This is a genomic window from Bremerella volcania (assembly GCF_007748115.1).
Lineage (GTDB): Bacteria > Planctomycetota > Planctomycetia > Pirellulales > Pirellulaceae > Bremerella > Bremerella volcania.
Genome location: NZ_CP036289.1, coordinates 4,297,744 through 4,320,702 on the forward strand (window position 1 = coordinate 4,297,744; position 22,959 = coordinate 4,320,702).

Consider the following 22,959-nt stretch of genomic DNA (forward strand, 5'->3'; position numbering starts at 1 on the left):
GCCATTCACGTTGTCGGCTTCGGATGATTGCGAAAGCCCGATTCTACAATTCGAGCATGCCGCACGGCAACCTGAACGGAGAACAACGGACGATCAATTTGTGTTCGTCGATCCGCTGCTACTCGCTCCAGCGAGGGGCGATTTACCCAAAGGCAGCTCTGAGAAATCGACCCCTGCGTTCCGTTCGTCCGGTCGAACTGCCGGGTTTTCGCTGAAATCATCCAGCAGCAGATAGTCCATCGGCAATCGTTTTGAATAAGAAGTGGCTGTCGGCAAGGGGCTCGCCCACACCGACTCGCTTGGTTCGGAAAAAAGATCGTCCCACATGGTTTTCCAGCGGGTATAGTCCACGGTCGTCTTGCTGCTCGTCTCGGCGGTCGACTCGAGAAGCATCATCTCGCGCGAGGAAGTCCCCATCGAGTAAACGTTATCTTCGCACTCGAAATCGAGTGACTTCGTGAGTTCGTCAATCGTCTGCGTCGAACTTCGCTGAAGCAGGAACGGTTTCGTTTTGCCCCACGTCACAATACAGTCATTCATCGGAACCTTAAGAGGAATCGTCCAGGTGCCTTCACGCTGAAAAACACTGCCGCCGGTGTCGATGGTACAGTTGGCCAGTTTAAATTGAACGATTCCGCTGACTTCCTTCTTGGTGGTCGTGGAGTTGGAACTCAGCAGATTGCCAGACATCGCCAACAGGCTGTTCTCGCAGCTAACTCGCAGCGGCTGCTGGCCGTTGGTTCGGATCAAACTCGCTTCCCCGCGAACCATCGAATTCTTGACTCGCACAATGCTGTAGCGGGCCATGCTGAGCGAAGAGGAAGCGGTGGACTCACTCGACGTCGAAAGCGCGGAAACTACCGCCGTTGCCCGACGGAGGGCATCCGGAATCATCATTTCGTCGTCGCGCTGGATGGTTACCTCGCATCCATCCAGTTCCAGTTCTGCGTTCTCTAGTCGAAACAAAGACCACGTTCGCATGGAAACCGGAGGCAAAGCGATTTTCACGTGGACTTGTTGTAGCGAAAGTTTATTCGCGCTGACCAAAATCATGCGATCGAGGGGTTCAAACTCTTGTGGGCGGAAAACAATTACCGGTGAGTAGCCCGCCGCCGCACGAATCGTGAGACTGGCGTTGTCCAAGATCAGAGGCCGTTCGACTCCTAGTTCGCCCGAATATCGCAGCTCGATCGTGTCCAAACCAGGATCGGCCTGAGCTTTGGCGATGGCTTCGTACAACGTCGCCGCGTCCGTCGGAACGGCAACCACATTCTTGGCCGCCGCCAACACCGAAGACGGGCCGGCATCAGACGTCGGAGTGACTTCGGCAGTCGTACCGGTAGTATCTTTCGTTGCCAGTTCAGGCACCGATATCGGCGACTTGCTACCCTCGTCGGAAGCATTGCCGGCGTCCTTCGAAGAGTCGACCGGGATCGGCTTGATATCTTCGATGGGTGTTACCGTATTAGAACTTGCCCCTTCACCGGGCTTGGCGTCCGAGTCCGGCGCCGCCGACTTGTCGGGGGGCACAATAGGCTGCATTTCCGTGGCACTAGGTGGATTGGGCTGCGCGCCGGAGATGAAACTGTCATCTTGGGCCGTCCAGATGGCCTCCAAAACGAAAACCACGACCAAAAGCATGATCGCCGGCATCACCCACGGCAGGTGTCGTTCGATCACCGTGCTCCGCTGCTCGGTGGTCGGAACATAAACAGCCGAGGTTACGTGCGGTGCGGCCAGATTCAATTCGTCGATCAACAGTAGGGCCGCGGCAATCAATTCCCCAGGCTTCTGATAACGATCGTTCGGGTTCTTCGCCATCAAACGGCTCAGAATATGAACGACCTCATCCGGCACGTCAGGACGAAACTCGCGAGGATCTGGCGGTTCTTCGCCGCTGTGACTCAGCAGTTTCTGCAACACCGTCCCTTCCGGGAAAGGAGGTCGCCCGGTAAGCATGAAGAAGAACGTACACCCCAGCGAATACAAATCGCTGCGGACGTCGGCACTTCGCGGGTCGCGGGCTTGTTCTGGCGAAATGTAGTCGAACGTGCCGAGCGTCATCCCCGAAGCAGTCAGGTCGCTGTCCTGCGAGTTCACCTGGTGCAGGCGCGCCAGGCCCATGTCGACCAGCTTAGCTCGGTGCTGCGAGTCGACCAGAATGTTCGACGGTTTGATGTCTCGGTGCACGACGTCGCGCGTCGCCGCGTGGTCGAGGGCCTCGGCGACTTGAACGAGGTAGCTGACGGCCAGTTCGATTTCGAGCGGCCCGTTCCGTTCGACCTCATCGCGAATGTTCGTTCCGTCGATGAACTCGAAAACGATGTAATTCCACCCTTTATCTTCGCCCACGTAGTACACTCGGGCGATGTTCGGATGATCCAAGCGGGCTGCGCTCTGGGCTTCGTTTCGGAAGCGGCGGACGGTATCTTCTCGGGTGTTATGTTCACCGGAAAGAACTTTCACCGCCACGCGTCGATCGAGTTGGGTATCGTGACCGCGGAAGACGGCTCCCATACCACCAGCCCCAACAAACGCATCGAGTTGGAAGTGCCCCAACGTCTGACCAACCAGTTCCTTGCCCAAGGTGAGTTCCGCCACCGAGTAGCTGCGACTGGTCGAATCGCCCACCTGCCCCTTTTTGTTGGAAATGACAGTGGGGGGTTCTTCGAGAAAGTTTCGTCCGTCCGGCAAATGATCGGCCGTGGCCGAATCGCTGCCGCGAGGATCCGATACGTCCCCTGTCGACGGCGCGAATGGACCGCTGCCGCGAGCTTGCGAGTCGTCGGAATCTCTCGGGGAATTGGGCATCTATCTCGTTGCCTGAAAACTCGTTAGCGCTGGCGAGAAGTGGACTTCAGCGCTCACGGCCGGGGTGATAAGTAGCCGTGCACTTTCCTTCAACTATTGTATCCAAGCGGAGAATTCTCTCCATTAATAGTTTACCAGATCGCCCAGTTGATACGGTGATCACGGCAAACTGAGCCAAATTATCGGCTTAATCGCCCTAACAGCACCCACCCCCAGTTCGAGGCAATCCGCTACAACGACCTAGGCCGAATCGCCTGCGAATATCTGGCAATAACTCTCATATCGACGAGTATCGAGAATTCCATCGGCGACGGCGTCCTTCACGGCGCAATCGGTCTCGTGCGTGTGAGTACAGTTCGGAAATCGGCAATGGTTAATAAATGGTCGAATATCACGGAATAGCCCGGCCACTTCTTCGGGGATGATGTCCCACAGCTGAAATTGGCGAATCCCTGGCGTATCGATCACGTGCCCTGCAGTCGCCAGCGGAATCAGCGTGGCCGTGGTCGTGGTGTGCTTTCCCTTATCATTTTCGCGGCTCACGGCATTCACGCGAAGATTCAGCCCCGGCTCGATGGCGTTTAGCAGCGAAGACTTACCAACCCCGCTCTGCCCCGACAACACCGTGTCTTTACCATGCAGTGCTTTCCGCAAGCGGTCGATGCCGATCCCTTCTTTCGCCGAAACCAGGTGGACCTCGTATCCGAGGCTACCGTACACACCCACGATCGTTTGCAATTGCGCCGGATCTAGCAGGTCAACCTTATTAATGCAGATGATCGGGCGAATTCCTGAGTACTCGGCCGTGATCAGGTAGCGATCGATCAAGTTCGGCTTCAGCCCGGGCTCGGCCGCGCTGCCGACGATAATCAACTGGTCGACATTGGCCACGATGATATGCTGTCGGCTGCGGCTGGTCCGACTTAGCACCCCGTAGCGTGGTTCGACGCTTTCGATGATCCCTTCGGTGTCGCCACTGGGACGAAACCAGACATGATCACCCGCAGCCACCACGTGCCGAGAGTCGGTGGACATCGTCTTCAGGAGGCGACGCGTCGCGCACTGGTACACCGACTTATCAGGCGCTTCTACCTCGCTGATCAAGCCTTGCACGCGCAGCACCCGCCCGGCCAGGCAGGTCTCTTTGTCGACATGGATCGAGAGATTTTCGCCGCTGTCGCCATCCTCGCCTTCCTGGCTGACGATGGTTCGCTTGCGGGTAAGCTCCCCTTTACCGGAAATCCGTTCGTGCTGGACCGACTTGTCGACGTCGAATTCGTCTCGGTTGAATCGCTTGGTGATGTCCCCCTGCCGTACTTTTTGGGTACGGTTTTTCCGAAATTCCACGCGACGTTTTTGCTGGCCCTTGCCTTTTTTCGCCATGAAAGCTCTTGTCCTCTCTCTTGGTTTGCGCGAGAGGAAACTTAGTTGGACTCTTCTGCCTTCACGTCATCCGTGTTGATCTCGGGGGCAGGTGAAGCGTGCCCATTCGATGCGATTTCCATTTCGGAATTCAGTTTACTCGCCTTCGAGCGATGGACTGAAGGACCGATCAACTGCTCGACTTCATGATCGGAAAGCTCTTCATGTTCGCAAAGCGAATTGGTCAGCTTGATCAGTTTGTCTTTGTTGCTAGTCAGGACATCAATCGCCTTGTCGTGCGCTTCATGCAAGATACGAGCGACCTCGTCGTCGATGATCTGCATCGTGTGTTCGCTGAAATGGCGATTCTCGTGGATTTCGCGTCCCAGGAACGGATCTTCGTCGGTGATCTTATAGTTGACCGGCCCCAGACGTTCGCTCATACCCCACTGGGTTACCATGCGGCGTGCCATCTTGGTGGCGCGTTCCAGGTCGTTTTCGGCCCCGGCGCTCAGTTCGTTGTATGCGATTTTTTCAGCGGCCCGGCCTCCCAGGATGAAGGCCAACTGATCGTACAGTTCGCTTTCGCTGATGTTCATCCGGTCTTCTTCCGGCAGCGTCTGCGTCACGCCGAGTGCTCGTCCACGGGGAATCACCGTCACCTTGTGCAGGCGATCGACCCCAGGCAGCAGCCACGAAAGCAGCGCGTGTCCCGCTTCGTGATAGGCAGTCTTTTCCTTTTCGCGAGCCACCAAGGCCTCTTCGCGACGAGCCCCCATCAAGATCTTGTCGCGGGCGTACTCAAAATCTTCCATCGTCACCGCGTCGCGGTCCTGACGCGTCGCCCACAGGGCGGCTTCGTTGATCAGGTTGCGAATGTCGGCACCAGTCAAACCGACGGCGCCGGCGGCCAGGCGATCGATATTCACGTCTTCTGCCAGAGGCACGTCACGGACGTGGACTTTGAAAATCTCAACGCGTCCCTTGAGCGTTGGTCGATCGACGGTAATATGGCGATCGAAACGTCCCGGGCGAAGCAGTGCGGGATCGAGCACGTCAGGGCGGTTGGTCGCGGCGATGACGATAACCGTCTCGCCTTGCACGAACCCGTCCATCTCGCTGAGGATCTGGTTGAGCGTCTGTTCCCGTTCATCGTGACCACCACCGAGCCCCGCACCACGCTGACGACCGACTGCATCGATTTCGTCGATGAAGATGATCGAAGGGCTGTTGTCCTTGGCCGTCTTGAACAGGTCGCGAACGCGGCTGGCCCCCACGCCGACAAACATCTGAATGAATTCCGAGCCGTTGATCGCGTAGAACGGCACGCCAGCTTCGCCGGCAATGGCCCTTGCCAACAAGGTCTTACCCGTACCTGGAGGGCCCACCAGCAGCACCCCCTTAGGGATCTGCCCGCCGAGCCGTTCAAACTTCTCCGGCGTGCGAAGGAAGTCGACGATCTCCAAAAGATCACTCTTCACCCCTTCCAGACCGGCAACATCCTTGAACGTCACCGCCTTGCGGGTTGCTTCGTAGCGTTTGGCGGGGCTCTTGCTGAAACCGGAAAGGAATCCCCCCCCCATGATTTGATCGCGACTGCGACGGAAGCTGTTCCAGATGATGAACAGAAACACTAGCGGCAGCAGCATGATGACGATCCAAATGATCGACTGCATTGCCCGGGAGGAGTTATCGTAATCCCAGCTCAGGTCCGGCTGCTTCTTCTTTTGTTCGACAAGCATCGTGGTGAGTGCTTGGAAGGCAGGCGAATCTTGAGCAGCAATCCGCGTACGGAATTTCTTGGGTCGATTGATCGGATTGCCGTCGGAATCGAGTTTATCGACTTCCTTGCCGTCCTTGGTTTCCTTGGCGATCAAGGGAACCTTCAGTTCGCCGCTGGCTTCCATGTCTCCCAGGACGACTTTTTCGACGTTGCCCTCTTTGAGTTGCTCTTCAAACTCGGAAGTTTTCAGCGTGGTATAAGGGGAGTCTGCGGTCGAGATCAGCATCAAGACGACGGCAGCGAGCAGGATGCCCAGTGCAACGACGGTAAAATTAGGCCGCATGCCGCCTCCTCCACTGGGGCGTTCATTGGGCTGATCTTCGTTACGCGGATTTTCCGCCATGCAATTATCCTTTGCAGTCGGACAAGTTCACGGTTCTTTAACGTTTTACATACGCCGCTACATTGTAGCAGTTAATAGCTTCCGATGGCGTGGGCTGATTGAATAATCGCCCTACCCATGCAGAACCGTCAATAATTATTGCGAATAAACAACTTAAGTAAAAAGGGGCTACCCGACTATCATGTCTCGAAAGAGCAATATCCCGATTCGAAAGCGTGCGGTCGTGGGGGTGATTCTCCGCCATAATACGTTTCTTACGATTCGTCGCAGCCAACAGGTGGTTGCTCCTGGCAAGGTCTGCTTTCCAGGGGGTGGCATCGAGCGCGGCGAGTCCGAACAAGATGCTCTCGTGCGGGAAATTCGGGAAGAACTTGGCGTGGCCGCGATTGCCGGAACCCGGCTTTACGAGACAGTGACCGATTGGGGAACCTCGGTCGCCTGGTGGCATGCCCACGTCGAAGAGAACGCCCAGTTCGTGCTTCATCCAGGCGAAGTCGCCGAAACCCATTGGTTCGCCCCGCAGATCCTTTTGCGGGATCCCGATTTACTTTCCAGCAATCGAGACTTCTTGGTGGCCTGGGGACGATCGACGTTCGCTATTCCGGGAATAGCGGTTCCTCCCGATTGGGATGAAACTTGCGGTTGAAAAGCTCGGGGTCGAATTCGTCACGAACCTCAGGCTTCTCTTTTCGTGAAACCCCCTTCTGTGGAATCGATCGATAGGGACGCTCGCGGCCGCCTCCCATCGAGGCGTTCGCATTGCCGCCGAAAATTGAATTGGCAGGCGTCGTCGGAAGAGGCTTCGACATCGCCGGGCCAGGGTCGGCCAAAGCCTTGGGCACATTGGCAGGCGCATCGAACGATGCCGGGACAATCGAAGATTCAACTCGGTTTCGTTGCGGCTTGACACCCTGAGCAGCGGCAAACACCCATGCCTGGATCGCACCAAGCTGTTGGGGCGAGAGATTCGGAGCGTTGCCATCGCCGTGGCGCGTTGCGCTCTTCACGAGCAGTGGACTCTTTTGAGGCTGATCATATTCGATGAAATCGAGGGCGGCATTCATGTTCCGCACCGTCATCCGCTGCGGGATCGAACGAACATTCTCGAATTCGACCAGGCGAAAGGAATTCTCCGAGTTTTCCGCGTGACAACGGCTCGCGGCACAACTGTTGAGCATGATCGGCTGAACTGTGGTGGTGTAATACCGCACAATTTGCGGTGAAAGAGACGGATCAGGTTGGTCGCTCGGCAATTCTTCCGGGATCGCTGGAGGGTGAGTCACCGGCAAGGAATATTGAACCGTCTCGACCTTACCGCCGTTGTTTCGTTCGTGGACTTTTACCTGGTACAAGCGGTCCAACCGAATCACGTCGGGATGGTCTGGCCCAGAACGCAGAGCGATCGCATGGTGGTAAGCGGCTTCTTCCCACAATTCCAGTCCCAGGCACCAGTTGGCCAGTTCGACGTGGTGGCTGAGTGTGGTCGTTCCGACACGTGCCTTTTGCCGCAAATAGGCTTCTTCGAGCGTCCGGGAAGCAAATGCGACTCGCTCCACCGGCATTCGAATGACGGAGTCTTCGTTGATCGCCAGCGAATAGTACTCCCCTTCTAGCGTTATCCGTCCCCGCATGGCGTTGCCATTGGTCAGGACGAGAACGCCTTCATAGGGTGCCGTGATCGGAGACTGCCCCCAAAGAGCCGTCACCAAAGAGAAAACGAGGGCGAGTGTAAGGATGGTGTTTTTCATAGTGGCGAGACGCTACCAAGGAGTTGACCCCAGCGTCAATCGCAGAATTCAATACCTCACCACCCTTCAGGACTAGTTTTCCGGGATTTCATGTCCCACTAATCGATGAATCCCGCACAATAGCGATGAAGAAAACTTAATAGCGCGATCCATCCAACATCTTGCCACGTATAGGGTTTCAGCACCTAGCTGATTTCCCTTGAGTGAACTAAGATGATGGCTTGCTACTGCTATCGCACGGTTCTTAAGAGGGTGGTGACATGACGGAAGAGTCAACCCGCATGCATGTGGTCATTTCCGGACAAGTGCAAGGTGTCGGATTCCGACAGTCCGCCACTCAAATTGCGAAGTCTTTTCCCGTGGCTGGTTGGGTGAAGAACCTTCCCAGCGGCAATGTGGAAATCGTCGCCGAGGGAACCAAGACGGCATGTAGCGACTTCCTGGCCTCCATTCGTGACCGGATGTTTGAATACATCAGCGACGTGGAGTGCCAATGGACGGAACCGACCAACGAATTTGAGACCTTCGAGATCCAGTACTAATTCAACCCTCGCGAAGTAGCGATTGCGTCTGCTTCGTGCCTGACAACTTGCTATTCCCATATGATCCCGATCAACTCTTCCCTGTTTGGTTTTTTCTTTTACATCGCAGAACTCAATCGCCAACATCTGGCAACGGCCGTCTGGCTGTTCGCTGTTGGCGTGGTTCTCGGCCTTTTAGCCGTCGCCCTGCTGTGGGCTCTGCTGCTGGCCATTTCGCCCAAGCTGGGTGGCCGCTGCACGCAAGCGCTGCAAGGCCCCGTCTTGATGCCGATCTCGGTGGTGATGGGTATTTGGGTCATCCTAGCCTTGGCCCTGCTGCCCATGGTCCCCAACTCGATGGAGATCCTCAACTCGCTGAAACAAATCCCCACGACCGGAGAGTCCTCGACGGAAATCGTTATTCCGGTAGCATCAGGTGAAGTCGACAAATTCGGCAATGTTCCGGCGGAATCGCTTCAAATCACCGTGCTGACCGATCAACTGCGACGCATGACCGTCGACAGCACCGGCAAGATCGAACTCGTCGCCCGCCTGCAAGATACCGACGAAGACGTCGTCGCCTTCGACGTCAGTGGTGGTGAACGGTTCGAGTGGCGACGCGGTGACCGCGGTACCCTGCTCCGCAAGATTCCCTCTGGGGAAACGATCGATCTCTACGCTCGAAACATCACGAACTCTGATATTCAAATGGAAATCACGATCGTGACCGAGCCAGAGCACATCGAAGCGGAGTCGATCTTCTTCATCGGCACGCTCGTCTTCCTGATTTACGGTACTTACTTCGCCATGGTTTGCCTGTTGCCGAAGATGTCGGCCATTGCCGAGGCGACCGTCCGCAGCGAAATCTACCAACTCCTGTTTTTGATTTGTGCGGTCGTCGGCTGCTTGTTCATGGTGGCCTCGATCTACATTCCCTATCAAACCTTCGGCGAAGACATCAAGGTGCTCAAGCACACCTGCCTGCAGGCCATGATGGTGCTGGGCATCGTCGTCGCCATCTGGGCTGCCAGCCGCAGTGTTTCCGAAGAAATCGAAGGACGAACGGCCCTCACGCTGCTTTCCAAGCCTGTTAGCCGCCGCCAGTTCGTGCTCGGCAAGTTCGCCGGGATTGCGTGGCTGGTAAGCGTCCTGTTCATCATGATCAGTTCTGTCTTCGTCGTCGCGGTCGCGCAGAAGCCGATCTTCGACAAACGCGAAGGGGCGGTCATCGAGTACGAAGGGGAAAAGGGCGTTACCTGGCAGCTGCTGCATCACGAAGCCATGTCGGTCGCTCCCGGTATCCTGCTGGTGTACATGGAGACGCTGGTTCTGGCTGGCGTTTCGGTTGCTATCTCGACGCGGTTGCCGATGGTTGCCAACTTCATGCTCACCTTCGGCATTTGGGCCCTGGGCCACTTAACCCCCTCGATCATGGAGGCGTCCGTCGAAGGATTCGAACCGGTGCAGTTCGTCGCGAGTTTCATCGCCACGATACTACCGGTGCTTAAAAACTTCGAGATCTACGGCGCTATCTCGGCCGGTCGTGAGATCCCCATGATGTACATCGCCGGTGCCGCCATGTACACAGTGCTTTACGCGGCACTGACCATGCTGTTGGCCCTGATCTTGTTTGAAGATCGCGATCTGGCATAACGCCACCTGAAAACGACCAACAAAAAAAGCCACCGCGAATTTGCGGTGGCTTTTTCTTTTGTTCTAAGACAAGTCGTTAGGCGGCCTTCTTCGCAGCCACAACACGTTTCGGTTCAGTCCGCATGGTGGGGCCAACCAGGTTGAACTTGCCACCATCCCAGCGATGATTCTGGACCGCGTCACTCACCTTCAAAGCAACCGACAGGGCCTCGCGGGCAGCCTGACCGGTAACGGTCGGCGTCAAGCCACGTTGGATACAATCGGCAAACTCACGCAGTTCGGCCTCGATCGCATTACCAGGGGTGACTTCGATCTCTTGGCAAGGCAAAACGGTCGAGAACAGGTTGTCGCGTACCCAGTTCTTTCCTTCCGGCGAAAGGCCGTGTACCTGAGCGGCACCTTGCTTGACGATCTCGTCCGCGACGATCGACTTCACCCTGCGGGTCGTAAAGTCGACTCCGACGAAGCCAGCGTCGCTGAAGACTTCCATATGCCGCGACGGATTAAAGCTGGCCCGGGAAGCGGTCAGGTTCGCCACGCAACCGTTGGCAAACGTCAGGCGTGTTTCCACAACGTCTTCGTGCGGACCAAAGACAGTTAGTCCCGTCGCTTGAACGTCGACGACCGGGTTGCGAACCAGCGACAAAACCAGGTCGATATCGTGAATCATCAGGTCGAGCGTGACGCCGACGTCCACGGAGCGGAACGTATAGCCGCTGGTACGTTCGCCGCGGATGAAACGTGGCGACTGGACCTTCTTCGAGGCCTCGCGAAACGCGGGATTGAAGCGTTCGACGTGACCAACCTGTAGCACGCTGCGGTGATGCTCGGCAAGCTCGATCAGCTCGTCCGCGTCTTCAGTGGTCAGCGTGATCGGTTTCTCGATCAAGACATGCTTTCCGGCTTTTAGCAGCGGCGCGGCGACGTCTTTGTGATAGAGCGTCGGAGTGGCGATGACGGCGGCGTCGATCTTGGAGGCGATTTCGCTGACGTCGTCATAGCCCTTGATCTTGTGCTCTTTGCAGAAAGCATCTCGGGCCTGCTTGGCCGGATCGACAACTCCTACCAGCTTGAATGCCGAGATGCCCTTGGCCAACTTGGCGTGAATCTTTCCCAGGTGGCCGGTCCCAATGACCGCGAGTCGTACCTGACGCATTGCCAACTTCCTCTGTTTAGGTCGCACGGCGTTACGAAGCGTTCAATTCAGAAAACTCAGGCGGTCCGCCGTGACAAATAGGCAACCTGATTTTCCTTCAGAAGCTGCTTGACCAGCTCTGCGTTCAAACGATGACCGCTACGATTCGCGATGATCGTTCCTTGGATATCACATCCGGCCAGAGCCAGGTCTCCGACGAGATCGAGAACTTTGTGCCGTACACATTCGTCCTCAAAGCGGAGTTCGTTGTCGATCGGCCCCTCCGGCCCAAAAACCAACAACTCACTGAAATCGACATGCGTTCCCAGCCCTTGCTGACGTAGCCATTCTGCCTCTTGAAGTAGCAAAAACGTGCGCGCCGGAGCTAGTTCATTTTGGAAATATTCGGGGCTGATTTTGCCTTCCAGGGTCTCGCGACCGATCATCCCTTCGTTGCCGAAATCCAAGCGATACTTGAACTTCATCCGTTTGGACCCACTCGGCCGGGCTTCGACCCAGCACTCGTCGTCACCCACGCGAACCACTTCGGAGATTGCCAACACGGCTCGTGGGGCGGTTTGTGTTTCGATTCCGACAGTCAGGATCTGCTCGACGTAGTCCTTGGCCGAACCATCCATGCCAGGCATCTCGGCCGAGTTGACGTGAACGTAGCAGTTGTCGACCTGCAGGCCGGCTAGGGCCGCCAGTACATGCTCGACCATTTCGACCGTGGCGCCCTGATAAACCAGGTTCGTACGGCGAGGGACTTCGACTCGGTAATCGACCTGGGCGGGGATTTGCGGTGCACCTTCGACGTCTTCACGAACGAAGACCACGCCGGTGTCTTCCGCGGCAGGCTCGAAGCGAACGGTCACTTCTTTGCCGCTCCAATACCCGCGTCCCGAGACGGATGCGGAAGCCTTAAGAGTCTGTTGAAATCGTGCGATCGGTTCGCCACTATTGACGAGAGATGCGGAGTTCATAGAAGCTGAGTCTAGCCAATTGCGGCGAAGAAGATCTTTAAAGCGAAAAAGGCGAGACCAACCTTGCGGCCTCGCCTTTATTCGTTGTACCCATCAACATGCGAGTCCGACTTAGAAGCGAGGTTGTGGAACCTGGCTGCCAGGAACGGTCGCACTACGCTGAACACCGTTGTTCAGGATGTTCAGGATGTCGTAGGTGATGTCGATCTGGTTTTGGTAGATCACCGGGCGATTGACCCCTTCCAGAACCGATTGACGGTTGGTTGGATCAATTTCGTTGCTGTTGTAACGCAGCACCAAGGTGATGTTGTGACGTTGTGCGAAAGTCGAAACCGTCTGCGTCACCTGATTGTAGGTGTTGAAGTAGACGCGGGCTTCGCGTTCCATGAATTCCTTCTTCTGCAAACCAACTTTGACCTGCAGGTCGGCCTGAACCTTGGCCATCTTTTCTTCCAAGGCTTTGTATTCCGGAGTACCGGCTTTGTAGCCTTGCAGCTCTTCGACCATCTTCTTCATCTGGTCACGATCTTGAGTCAGAGCCTGCTCTGCGGCGTCGACCGAGGCCTTCAATTCGTCCATTTGCTTCTTGAACAAAGCATGGTTCTTGAAGATGACCGGGATATCGATCACGGCAATGTTACCGGCACTGGCCTGCTGGGCCGAGGCAGTGCTGACTTGACAGAAAGCGGTCAACGCGACCGCGACACAGAAACAAGAGAGAATTCGCTTCACTTTCAGCACTCCTTGCTGGACAAAACTGGTCCTCATGACCATCTCGTGGATCAGCCCATGGCGGGTGGCTGCCACGGAACAATAAAACGATTGCGAAATCGCAGTCTGAACGGGAAAGTCGCGACATTTTGCCGAAGTGCCGCAATCTCGTAAAGTGCAATCTGAGTATTTTCTTGCCTTGCACTTTTTGGCCCGAATCTAGACCTTCGCGAGGTTACTACGCCCTATCGGCAAAGGTGGTTCGCCATGTCTGGGGAAAACTCGACTCACACGGAGAATCGACGCCGATTCGCGGGCTAGCATCGGCACTGCCAGATACCCATGCCCACAGGTTTTCCCAGCTTGAAGGCCTGCTATCGCGGTGGTGCCAGCGTGACGGTCAGCTTCACTTCTTTCCCATCACGCAGAACGACGACTTCGACCTTATCGCCTGCTTTGAACTTTCGCAGGGCGGCGTCAAAATCTTCGAGCCCGCCAATGCGATTGCCTCCCAGATCGATCAGGATATCACCTCCCGTGATGCCAGCTTCCGCGGCGGGACTGCCGGGGCTGGTGCCCTGAATGCCATATCCTTTGCCCACCACGGTGAAGTCGGGAATGCTACCGAAATAGGGGCGAGAACCACCTCGCATCTCAGACTGCTTGCTTTCAACCGCCACGTACTTCGGCCGGTCATCGGCCTTGTCGATCGCCAGAAGAAAATCGACCCCATAGTCAATAATCCGGGCCATCCCTTGGTAGTTAATCTTGTCGGCGTCATCGCTCGGGCGGTGATAGTCGTTGTGCGTCCCGGTAAACAGAGCCAACACCGGAAGCTGCTTCGCATAGAACGAAGCGTGATCGCTGGGCCCGAATCCGCCTGGATCTTTGGTGAGTTCAAACTTGTGCTTTTCATTCAACTGATCCAATAGCGGCTCGAACATTTCGGCCGTACCGCTGCCCATCGCGATCAGCTTGTTCTCGTTGAGACGCCCCACCATATCCATGTTGAACATCATGAGCGTCTTATCCAACGGAACAACAGGCTCTTTCACATAGTGAGCACTTCCCAGCAGCCCTTCTTCTTCGCCGGTGAACGCAATCACCAGCACGCGATGACGAAGCTGATCTTTCTTGGCCATCAGTCGACGAGCCACTTCCAACAGCGCGGTCGTCCCCGAGGCGTTATCGTCGGCCCCATTGTGAATCTCGTGCGTCAGCGGCGCCAGGCTGCCCGAGCCCCCCATCCCCAGGTGATCGTAGTGAGCCCCGATGAGAATGACTTCGTCCGACGTGGCGTTGGGGGCCTCGATCAGCCCGATCACGTTGTGAATGGTCGCCGTTTCGCGAACGATATCGGTCTCGCCAATCGCCTTCCAATCCCCGAGCGGGCCCACAACTGGCTTCAGCGTGTGATCGATTCCCATCTCAATATCGCTGAGGGACTTACCGAATTGCTTTTTAATCAGCGGCTCAAAGACACCTCGCTTGGCAAACATGACCGGAAAGTTCGGACGACTCGACTCGGCACCAGCCCCGGTCAGGGGAATCACTTCATCCATGCCTTGCTCGAGTTGATCGCCATACTCGGCAATCTTCTTGCCCAGCTTGGTAACATCCTCCAGGTACGCGTTGATTTCTTCCGGCGAATGTTCTTCTTTCGTGGAATACTCTTGCTGACGTTTCACCAGGTCGGCAACGGCCGTTTCGAAAGCGGCTTTCACGTGAGCACGAATCTCTCCGAGACCTTGGGAATCGTTGATCAGGATGACCCCGGCAGCGCCGTTTTGGTAGGCATTGGAAATCTTGCGGCTGAACAAGGCATGCTGCGAGGCTCGCGTTCCGTCGAACACGCTATGCGGATTGCCCTGCTGCGGCTCTTTTCGCAGGATGACGACCACCTTTCCCTTCACGTCGAGGTCGGCGTATTCGTCGTATTCCAGCTTCGGTGCGGAAATCCCGTAGCCGACGAAAACGAGCGGGGCGTCGAACGTACTGCTGCCACCCACTGCCAGAGGTGTGAAGTCGTCACCGAGCTTCAGATCCTTCGTCTCTTCACCAGAGACAAGCTTCAACACATTTTTCTCTTTCGGTCCCATTTCGGATGACACGTTGACCTCGAACTCTTGAAATGGAGTTCCGTTGATCAGGTCGGTTTTCAAACCGATCGCTTCAAATTGTCTGGCAACGAACTGCGAAGCTTCTTCCAGCCCGGCACTACCGATTCCGCGCCCCTTTAGCTTGTCGGAGGCCAGATATCCGAGTGTTTCCTTGAGGCTGGCCACCTTTGCTGCTTCCGTGGCTTCCTCGGCCAAAAGGCCACAGGGAATCGACACAAGCAGCAAAAGAAAAAATATTCGCGAGAGATTGGTGATGTTGAGCATGAATGCGTTTTCCGCGAAGGAGGGATTCACCGATTTGAGGAAAGTTAGGTAACCTTCGATTCTTTTCCGTCGGCCCCGCGGCGTCAACCATTGCCATAGCGCATTGCCAGCGGATGGCCAATCGTCGTAAAATCATATCCGAGTTAAGTTTCAACACGTTTTGTCCGCCGAGTCGTCCTCCCCCGAGAATTCCAGTTTGGCTTCACTATTTGTCATCCAAGGCGACGACCAGGGACGCCGGTTCGAGTTGGCCCGAGACATGATCTCGATCGGTCGAGATCGCGGAAACGAGATCGTTCTGCACGACACCGAGATCTCTCGCCGGCATGCTGAAATCCGCATGAACAATGATGGTTTCATGCTGGTCGACCTGCAAAGCTCGAACGGCTGCTACGTCAATCAGAAGCGTATTACCGAGTGCCAGCTAACCCACGGCGATCGCCTGCAGTTGGGTCATACGCTGATGATCTTCACGCACACGGCGACCGCTCCGACGACACGCCCCATCAGCGTGAGCCTACAGGAACGCCATCGCGAAGGGTCGCGGATCATTCACTCGATTCGCCACGAGGAAGGAAGCCAGATCTTTCTCCCTTCGGAACTCCGCGAGCCAGGCGAATCGCAGCATCTGCAAGACAATCTACAGTTGATCTACGACACCGCCCTGGCGGTCAGCCGTACGCTCGACATCGATCAACTGCTCGACTACCTGCTGGGATTGATCTTCAACTGGGTCGAGGCCGACCGCGCGTGTATCGTGCTGATCGACTCGCAAACCAAGCTACCTGAAGCCAAAGCGCAGCGCGTACGCGAAGGGCGTTCCGGGGTCGACGAATCGATCACCATCAGCCGCACGATTCTCGACTACGTGCTGACCAACCGCGAAGGGGTTCTCACTTCCGACGCTCAGGATGACCAGCGCTGGTCGCCGGAAGGGAGCATCATCAATAGCGGCGTGAACGAAGCGATCTGCGTGCCCATGCAAGGTCGCTACGGCATTGTCGGTGCCATTTATATCGATACGTTCATCCCGCCGGACATGACTTCGTCCCCCGTCAAGTCGCGATTCACCGAAGAGCACCTGAAGCTGATGATCGCGATCGCCCACCAGGCAGCCTTGGCGGTGGAAGATACCCACTACTACTCGGCCGTGGTGCGCAGCGAACGACTTGCCGCCATGGGGCAGGCCGTGGCCGCCATTTCGCACCACGTGAAGAACATCCTGCAAGGGATTCACGGTGGTAGCTACATCATTGAAGAGGGAATCAAGTCGGGCAAGCTCGACGTCGTTCAGCATGGTTGGGGCATCGTTTCCCGCAACCAGGACCGTATTGCTCACCTGGTGATGGACATGCTTTCGTTCAGCAAGGAACGCGAGCCTGATCGCAGCAATGCTTCACTCAACGACGTGGTCGAAGACGTGGTCAACTTGATGCGAGCAAGGGCCAAGGAGCACGACGTCTTGCTCGAGTTCCGCCCCGATATCGACCTGCCGATGGGACTGTTCGACGAAGAAGGGATTCACCGGGCAGCCTTGAACGTGGTCACCAACGCGATCGACGCGGTCAGCGAAGCCGAACAGCCGCGGGTAATCGTCTCGACCGAATTCCGTGAGGAAACTCGCGAACTCGTTTGCACGGTAGAAGACAACGGGCAAGGGATTCCGGCTGACATGCTGGAGAGAATCTTCTCGGCATTTGAATCGACCAAGGGAAATCGCGGCACCGGGCTCGGCCTGCCCGTCACGAAGAAAATTCTGCAAGAACACGGCGGCGACGTGCTGGTCGAAAGCGAACCAGGAACCGGCACTAAGTTCGTGATGTACTTCCCTTGGATCGCCGTTCCCACGGAAGAAACGCGGTATTAACACCCGGCTGGCTAACCTTGATACCCGGCCGGCTTCCCCACGAAAGGGTTGCCTTCAATCTCGTCACCGACGGTGGTGGCAGGGCCGTGTCCCGGCAAAATGATTGCATCTTCTGGCAGCGTGAAGATCTCTTCTTCGATCGCCCGCTTCAGGTCGGCGAAGCTGCCGTCGGGGAAATCGGTGCGTCCAATGCTTCCTCGGAACAAAACATCCCCCCCCAACACAATGGTCCGCGAACCATCCTTCACGATGAAGATCACGTGCCCTACGCTGTGCCCTGGCGTCTCGCGAACCTCGAACTCGATCTCCGCGGCCGCGTAAATGTCCCCTCCCTTGACGGTTTCATCTTCTTCCGGGCTGATCAAAGCGAGACCAAACGGGGCACTCAAATTCTTCTCGGGATCGGTCAGTTTTTCGGCATCTTTGTAACCAATCACCAGAGGAGCATCCGGGTACAACTGCTTCATCGTGCCGTTGCCGGCGATATGGTCGCTGTGCCCGTGCGTGTTGAGAATCGCGACCACTTCAAGTTTCCGCTCTTGAAGTACTTCGACGATTTTTTCCGGCTCTAAACCGGGATCGACCACGACACATGACGCAAGCCCTTCTCGATAAAGGACATACGTATTTTCGTCGAAAGGTATACTGACGATGCGTAAAAAATTGATCTCAGCCATTGGCGAAAGATCGCACTCCACTTTGCGGACAAAATTAGATACAGTGATTGCGCATGATAAACGATCTGACGAGATCTTGGTAATCTGTAAAACTTTGACGCTCGTTGGGAAGGTATTCATCTTGCCGGCATCAACATTGCGATAAGACGCTCTAGGGCATTCTATCGCTCATGTTGGCAAACAGAATTGCTAGCAATCGCCGCCTTGTCCAGCACGGCGAAACGTACTTTTCCTCGCACGGAAGCGAGTGAATCATATATAGACCGGAACAATAACGGAGATTGATCATGACCAAGTCCCTCATTTCGCGTCGTACGCTGCTCGCTGGCGGTACGGCATTGGCCTGCGGGCTGACCCGGGCGACTTACGGTGAGGATCAACGTCAGGGCCTGCGTGAGCCTGTTTATCGAGTTTCCAACCGTACCAACGGCCCAGTTCAGCAAGTCCAGCAGGTCGCTGCTCAGCATCCGCTGACCCCGGCATTGGAACTCGCCGAACGCGGGCTGCAGAACATCAATGCCCACATTCGCGACTACGAATGCACCCTGGTGAAGCGTGAACAGATCAACGGCAAGCTCGGCGATCAAGAGTTCATGTACACCAAGATCCGCAACGAACAGGTCGACCAAGGCGGCCGAGTCGTTACCCCGTTCAGCGTTTACATGTACTTCCTGAAGCCTTCGAGCGTGAAGGGTCGTGAAGTGCTGTACGTGAAGGGTCACAACAACGGCAACCTGATGGCTCACGAAGGGGGAGCGCTGTTGAAGCACGTGACCGTTTCGCTCGATCCGAACGGCACCCTGGCCATGCGTGGTCAGCGTTATCCGATCACTGACATCGGTATCAAGAACTTGATTGTACGTCTGATTGAAGTCGCCCAGCAGGACATGCAGTACGGCGAATGCGAAGTGAATTTCTACAACGGTGCCAAGATCAACGGTCGCGTTTGTACCGTGATCGAAGTGATTCACCCGGTGCCTCGCAAGAACTTCCGCTTCCACAAAGCTCACGTCTTCATCGACGACGAATTGCAAGTGCCGATTCGTTTCGCTTCATGGGACTGGCCAAAGCAACAAGGGGGCGAGCCTCCGATGCTCGAAGAGTACACCTACATGAATCTGAAGCTCAACAACGGTTTCACCGATGCTGACTTCGATCCGCATAACGAAAAGTACGGTTTTAACGTTTAAAACGATTAACCGACTTCCGCAAACCAGTGAATCCCGGTCGATTACGGCCGGGATTTTTTGTTGGGCACCCATCAGTAATTAGGATTAGGAATACCACCCACGTCAGTGGTTACCGATCGAATGCCCCAGCAAATGTCCCCATGAACGTTGAACTCCGAACCGGAAGTGCCCTGACGCCGGAAGACCTGGCTGCCTGGAAGTCGATCCTGGCCAGCAATCCTACGCTCGACAGTGGTTACTATCGCCCCGAACTTACCCTCGCCGCAGCGCGCGTACGCAGCGACGTGGAAGTCGCGATCGTTACCGATGGCGGCCAGGCTCGCGCCTTCTTCCCCTTTCAGCGCGGCGACAACCACTGTGCCACCGCCATCACCGGCCGCCTATCCGAATTCCACGGGATGATCGTCCCGCAAGACTTTCAGTTGGACCTCCGCGAGATCGTCAAAGCGTGCGGGATTCGCTCGTGGCGATTCGATCACGCCCCGATCTGGCGAAAGGAACTCGAGCCATTTGCCTGGGCTCGCTCCGAGTCCCCCTTCATGGATCTCACCGGCGGCTACGACGCCTACACCGAAAAGCTCCGCGAGCGCGGCTCTTCCGCCATCAAGCAGACGCAGCGAAAACAACGCAAGCTGGCCCGCGAAGTTGGACCGCTGCGGTTTGAATACGACACCGATGCACCCGAAGCCTGGGACGCATTGGTGACGTGGAAGTCAGAGCAATACGTACGTACCAACACGCTCGATATCTTCCTCTACGACTGGGTGCACGACCTGCTGCAAACCATCCGGGCAGAAAAGAGTCCTGATTTCTCGGCTCCGCTATCGGCGCTATGGGCCGGCGATCAACTCGCGGCTGTCCACCTGGGGCTCGCCAGTAGCACGGCCATGCAGATCTGGTTCCCGGCCTATAACCGAGAACTGCAACCCTATTCGCCGGGGCTGGTGATTCTGTTGGAACTCGCTTCCGCGGCTGCACAGCAGGGCATCAAGCGGATCGACTTCGGCAAAGGAGAGGAACGCTACAAGTACGAGTTCTCGACCGACGTGCTTCCCCTCCTGGAAGGTGGCGTCGACTTCCGCTTCGCCATGCCCACGATCCTGGCCAGTTGGAACAAGCTGAATCAAGCTATCCGGCGTTCCCCGTGGCGAAAACAACTGGAAGCCCCGATCCTGGCGACACGGCGCTTCCGCCAGTGGCTGGCGTTTCGATAACGACTACGACTCGATATCGACTTCTTCGGCGTGGTACGATTGACGCACCCACCACACGCTCAACGTCATCAGGCCTATCACGATGACCGCCGTGACCAGAAACAGGCTGAATCCCTGGACTTCGCCCGCCTCTTCATGCTTGGGAATCAGGGCGGCGAAGTCGATCGACGCGGCTCGAATTAGTTCTCGGACGACCGCACCACAAAACAGCATCCCTGCGAGAAGCCCCAGGCGAAGACCAATCCAACTGCGACTGGTGGCCATCGTACCGGAGTCCCAGAGGGCGATCTGCCCAGCCCACAACAGAAAGCCGAGACCTAACCACAGATATCCAGAGCCACTGTTCACCGCGGAGAAGCCAGGGATCGAAACACCTATGGCCGTTAGGGACGCTATGGCGAATACCCCCAGCCCGGCGAGCGCGAACCAGCGCAGCCAACCGACGGTCGGCAAGTCCTCGTCGGTCGCGGTTCCTTCGCGAAGATAGGCCAGTTGGGCCGTCACGATCGATGCCATACTGACAAAGGCCACGCTCAGCCAGACGAGCGAGCGGGAAACCACTTGGATGGCTGCCAGCGGCAACACGCCACTGGCGAACGCCTCGGGCCACGCTTCCACCTGGCTCGACACCAAATGATTCGCCGTCCAGCAAAACCCAATGAAAACAAACAGGCCGGCATTCACCGCCGCGACCAGCGCCCGCTGCCACCAGGTGAGCCGCTCGAACCACTTACTCTTGAGAACATACAGCAAATAGAATGCGGCAATCAGTGTCGGGATGACCACCATCCAGCGCCATCCCAACAGCAAATTCGCGGTGTAGAAGTGGTGCGGTACGAGAATCTGCACGAATAACAGCGGTGCGACACCAAAGGTAATCGCGGCACTCAGGCCAAACGGCATCCAGTCGCGCAGCACCCGGATCACGGGGTTCGCAAGCAACGACTCGTTGTCGGTGCGATACCAGATGCTGGCCCCCACAATCGTCAGGCAGCCGGCCACCACGAAGTGCATCGAAAGGTGATGCGTGACGAAGGTCGCCAGGTAAAGCAGCATGTACGTCAGCGACGTCATGGGCAAGTCGAAGGGGAATGGCATGTTAGCGGTGCCCCTTCATCACGACGTCCGAACGTTGGTGCAGCCCCGACGTGGGCTCAGTACCAGCCGCGTCCAGCCATTTTTGAATATTGGCCAAGGCTTCCTCATCCAAAGGTGCTTCCGCCGCGCTGTCATCCCCATGCTCGACCCACTTCAGGTAGCGGACCAGCGATTCCAGTTCCTCGGGCGTGCCGGCGAACGGGGGCATGAACGGCTTGGTGTGCTGCAGTTTGGCGAAGTTCATTCGCATCTGTTCTTCGTCCCACGTCTTGGTCAAATCGGTCACCCCATTGATGCCGACCACCGTATGGCACACGGCACACTGCCGACGAAAGACCTTCGCCCCGCGGGTCGTGATTTCGCCGGCCACTTTCGTCCCTTCAGTCAGTGGGTACGGGTCGTTGGCCAGGCAGCCGTCCTTGCGCATCTGGGCGACCTCGTCGGGAAAGATTCCGTTGGAATACATCCAGTAGCGAATCGAGTAAGGCTTCCGCGAGCCCTCGCGAACGAACTCGCCGCCAGCAGTCGCCCCGAAGGCCAACATCAACAGTAGCGTGGCCGTCGCGCCGTTGATGTACAGCTTCTGCAGAAACATGCCGATGAACGCATACCCACCGATCGCGAGCGACGCCCCGACCGAGATGTTCATGAACAACGTCATCGCCGGGCTGCCGCCGGTAATCCAACCGCGGCTATCTTCCGGCATGGCCAGCATGAACCAGCCACCCAGGATCGGCATCAACACCATCGGCACCAAAAGGTGAGCCGCGTAGTTGATCAGCGTGCGTTTCTCTTCCTGATCGAGCTTGGTCATCGTGTTCACCACGATGCAGGCCACCAGCCCGGCGAGCGTCAGCGCGACGATCGTCCGGAAAAACAAACTCGGCCAGAACGTTGGATTGAAGAACCCGGCAACGATCCAGTGATCATCGATCCAACCGCCTGGGGTGAGTTGCCAACTGATGATGCCGTTGATCAAAAACAAGCTCATCCAGGCCGCAAACGCGTACATGCCCAGCAGTTTCAAGCAAGCCGCATCGCTGATGTTGCGGTGATACCGGTAGAAGAGATATCCGGCGAAGATTTCCAGTAGAAAAAAGAGGTACTCCGTCGCCCAGATCCAATGAAAATTGCGAATCATCTCGCCAATCGTGGGGGCACTGACCTGGATCGCCGTGAACCAGATACCCACCCCCGTGACGGCACCGGCGACGAAGCTGATCAGCACCAGCCACTTGAAATAGCCATGCACGAATAGCCGCGCATTGGGGCAACGGCCGGTCATCGCCAGCCATTGGAAATAACACAGCAGCATCCCCCCGCCCACCGCAAACTGGGCGAGAAACACATGGACGACCGCCACGATCGCCATCAATATCCCTGGCATCAGCGGATCGTATTGATTGACCGGAAAGACTTCCATCGTCTTGAAGAATCCTCATGCGTGTTGTCAATCGAGCGGGTATTTCTTCTTGTACC

17 protein-coding genes are annotated in these 22,959 nt (G+C 56.5%); 6 read left to right on the forward strand and 11 right to left on the reverse strand.

Going from position 1 to position 22,959, the window contains the following annotated elements:
* Positions 1-93: 93 nt before the first annotated feature.
* From Pan97_RS16945 to ftsH, 3 genes are all read right to left on the reverse strand, one after another.
* Positions 94-2,811 (reverse strand): serine/threonine-protein kinase, encoded by a 2,718-nt coding sequence (locus Pan97_RS16945; RefSeq protein WP_144974564.1) that lies wholly within the window; start codon positions 2,809-2,811, stop codon positions 94-96.
* 240 nt (positions 2,812-3,051) lie between these two features.
* Positions 3,052-4,194: a ribosome small subunit-dependent GTPase A gene (gene rsgA / locus Pan97_RS16950; RefSeq protein ID WP_144974566.1), complete on the reverse strand. Its 1,143-nt coding sequence runs from the start codon at positions 4,192-4,194 to the stop codon at positions 3,052-3,054.
* 41 nt (positions 4,195-4,235) lie between these two features.
* The gene (gene ftsH, locus Pan97_RS16955) at positions 4,236-6,299 is read right to left on the reverse strand and encodes an ATP-dependent zinc metalloprotease FtsH (RefSeq protein ID WP_144974567.1); all 2,064 of its coding nucleotides are present in this window, start codon (positions 6,297-6,299) and stop codon (positions 4,236-4,238) included.
* 181 nt (positions 6,300-6,480) lie between these two features.
* Between ftsH and Pan97_RS16960 the strand changes: the two genes are divergently transcribed.
* Positions 6,481-6,945 (forward strand): NUDIX hydrolase, encoded by a 465-nt coding sequence (locus Pan97_RS16960; protein ID WP_144974569.1) that lies wholly within the window; start codon positions 6,481-6,483, stop codon positions 6,943-6,945.
* On the opposite strand, the gene Pan97_RS16965 is transcribed toward Pan97_RS16960, so the two are convergent.
* Positions 6,896-8,047 (reverse strand): hypothetical protein, encoded by a 1,152-nt coding sequence (locus Pan97_RS16965; protein ID WP_144974571.1) that lies wholly within the window; start codon positions 8,045-8,047, stop codon positions 6,896-6,898. The two genes, Pan97_RS16960 and Pan97_RS16965, sit on opposite strands and share 50 nt — an antisense overlap.
* Positions 8,048-8,307: 260 nt before the next feature.
* On the opposite strand from Pan97_RS16965, the gene Pan97_RS16970 reads away from it, so the two are divergent.
* Together Pan97_RS16970 and Pan97_RS16975 are read left to right on the forward strand one after the other, a co-directional pair.
* Positions 8,308-8,589: an acylphosphatase gene (locus Pan97_RS16970; protein ID WP_196782131.1), complete on the forward strand. Its 282-nt coding sequence runs from the start codon at positions 8,308-8,310 to the stop codon at positions 8,587-8,589.
* 60 nt (positions 8,590-8,649) lie between these two features.
* A complete protein-coding gene (locus Pan97_RS16975) occupies positions 8,650-10,221 on the forward strand; it encodes an ABC transporter permease (protein WP_144974572.1) in 1,572 nt (523 codons plus the stop codon).
* A 76-nt stretch (positions 10,222-10,297) separates the two neighbouring features.
* Here the strand turns inward: Pan97_RS16975 and Pan97_RS16980 are convergent, their stop codons facing one another.
* From Pan97_RS16980 to Pan97_RS16995, 4 genes are all read right to left on the reverse strand, one after another.
* Entirely contained in the window at positions 10,298-11,377 is a 1,080-nt protein-coding gene (locus Pan97_RS16980) for a Gfo/Idh/MocA family oxidoreductase (RefSeq protein WP_144974574.1), read from the reverse strand.
* A gap of 56 nt (positions 11,378-11,433) precedes the next feature.
* Positions 11,434-12,339: a UDP-3-O-acyl-N-acetylglucosamine deacetylase gene (gene lpxC / locus Pan97_RS16985; protein ID WP_144974576.1), complete on the reverse strand. Its 906-nt coding sequence runs from the start codon at positions 12,337-12,339 to the stop codon at positions 11,434-11,436.
* 111 nt (positions 12,340-12,450) lie between these two features.
* A complete protein-coding gene (locus tag Pan97_RS16990; RefSeq protein ID WP_165698814.1) occupies positions 12,451-13,107 on the reverse strand; it encodes an OmpH family outer membrane protein in 657 nt (218 codons plus the stop codon).
* Between the two features lie 317 nt (positions 13,108-13,424).
* Positions 13,425-15,434 carry a M28 family peptidase gene (locus Pan97_RS16995; protein ID WP_144974579.1) on the reverse strand — a complete coding sequence of 670 codons (2,010 nt, stop codon included), beginning with the start codon at positions 15,432-15,434 and terminating at the stop codon, positions 13,425-13,427.
* Positions 15,435-15,630: 196 nt separating this feature from the next.
* Here Pan97_RS16995 and Pan97_RS17000 point away from each other — a divergent pair, with 196 nt between their 5' ends.
* Positions 15,631-17,301, forward strand: a complete 1,671-nt coding sequence (locus Pan97_RS17000) for an ATP-binding protein (protein WP_144974581.1) — start codon at positions 15,631-15,633, stop codon at positions 17,299-17,301.
* A gap of 11 nt (positions 17,302-17,312) precedes the next feature.
* Here the strand turns inward: Pan97_RS17000 and Pan97_RS17005 are convergent, their stop codons facing one another.
* Entirely contained in the window at positions 17,313-17,978 is a 666-nt protein-coding gene (locus Pan97_RS17005) for an MBL fold metallo-hydrolase (protein ID WP_144974583.1), read from the reverse strand.
* A gap of 287 nt (positions 17,979-18,265) precedes the next feature.
* Here Pan97_RS17005 and Pan97_RS17010 point away from each other — a divergent pair, with 287 nt between their 5' ends.
* The gene (locus Pan97_RS17010; RefSeq protein WP_144974585.1) at positions 18,266-19,168 is read left to right on the forward strand and encodes a DUF1571 domain-containing protein; all 903 of its coding nucleotides are present in this window, start codon (positions 18,266-18,268) and stop codon (positions 19,166-19,168) included.
* Between the two features lie 140 nt (positions 19,169-19,308).
* Positions 19,309-20,382: a GNAT family N-acetyltransferase gene (locus Pan97_RS17015; RefSeq protein WP_144974587.1), complete on the forward strand. Its 1,074-nt coding sequence runs from the start codon at positions 19,309-19,311 to the stop codon at positions 20,380-20,382.
* A 3-nt stretch (positions 20,383-20,385) separates the two neighbouring features.
* Here Pan97_RS17015 and Pan97_RS17020 read toward each other — a convergent pair whose 3' ends face one another.
* Both Pan97_RS17020 and Pan97_RS17025 read right to left on the reverse strand, forming a co-directional pair.
* Entirely contained in the window at positions 20,386-21,480 is a 1,095-nt protein-coding gene (locus Pan97_RS17020) for a hypothetical protein (RefSeq protein ID WP_144974589.1), read from the reverse strand.
* A 1-nt stretch (position 21,481) separates the two neighbouring features.
* Positions 21,482-22,903, reverse strand: a complete 1,422-nt coding sequence (locus tag Pan97_RS17025) for a c-type cytochrome (protein ID WP_144974591.1) — start codon at positions 22,901-22,903, stop codon at positions 21,482-21,484.
* Between the last annotated feature and the right edge of the window lie 56 nt (positions 22,904-22,959).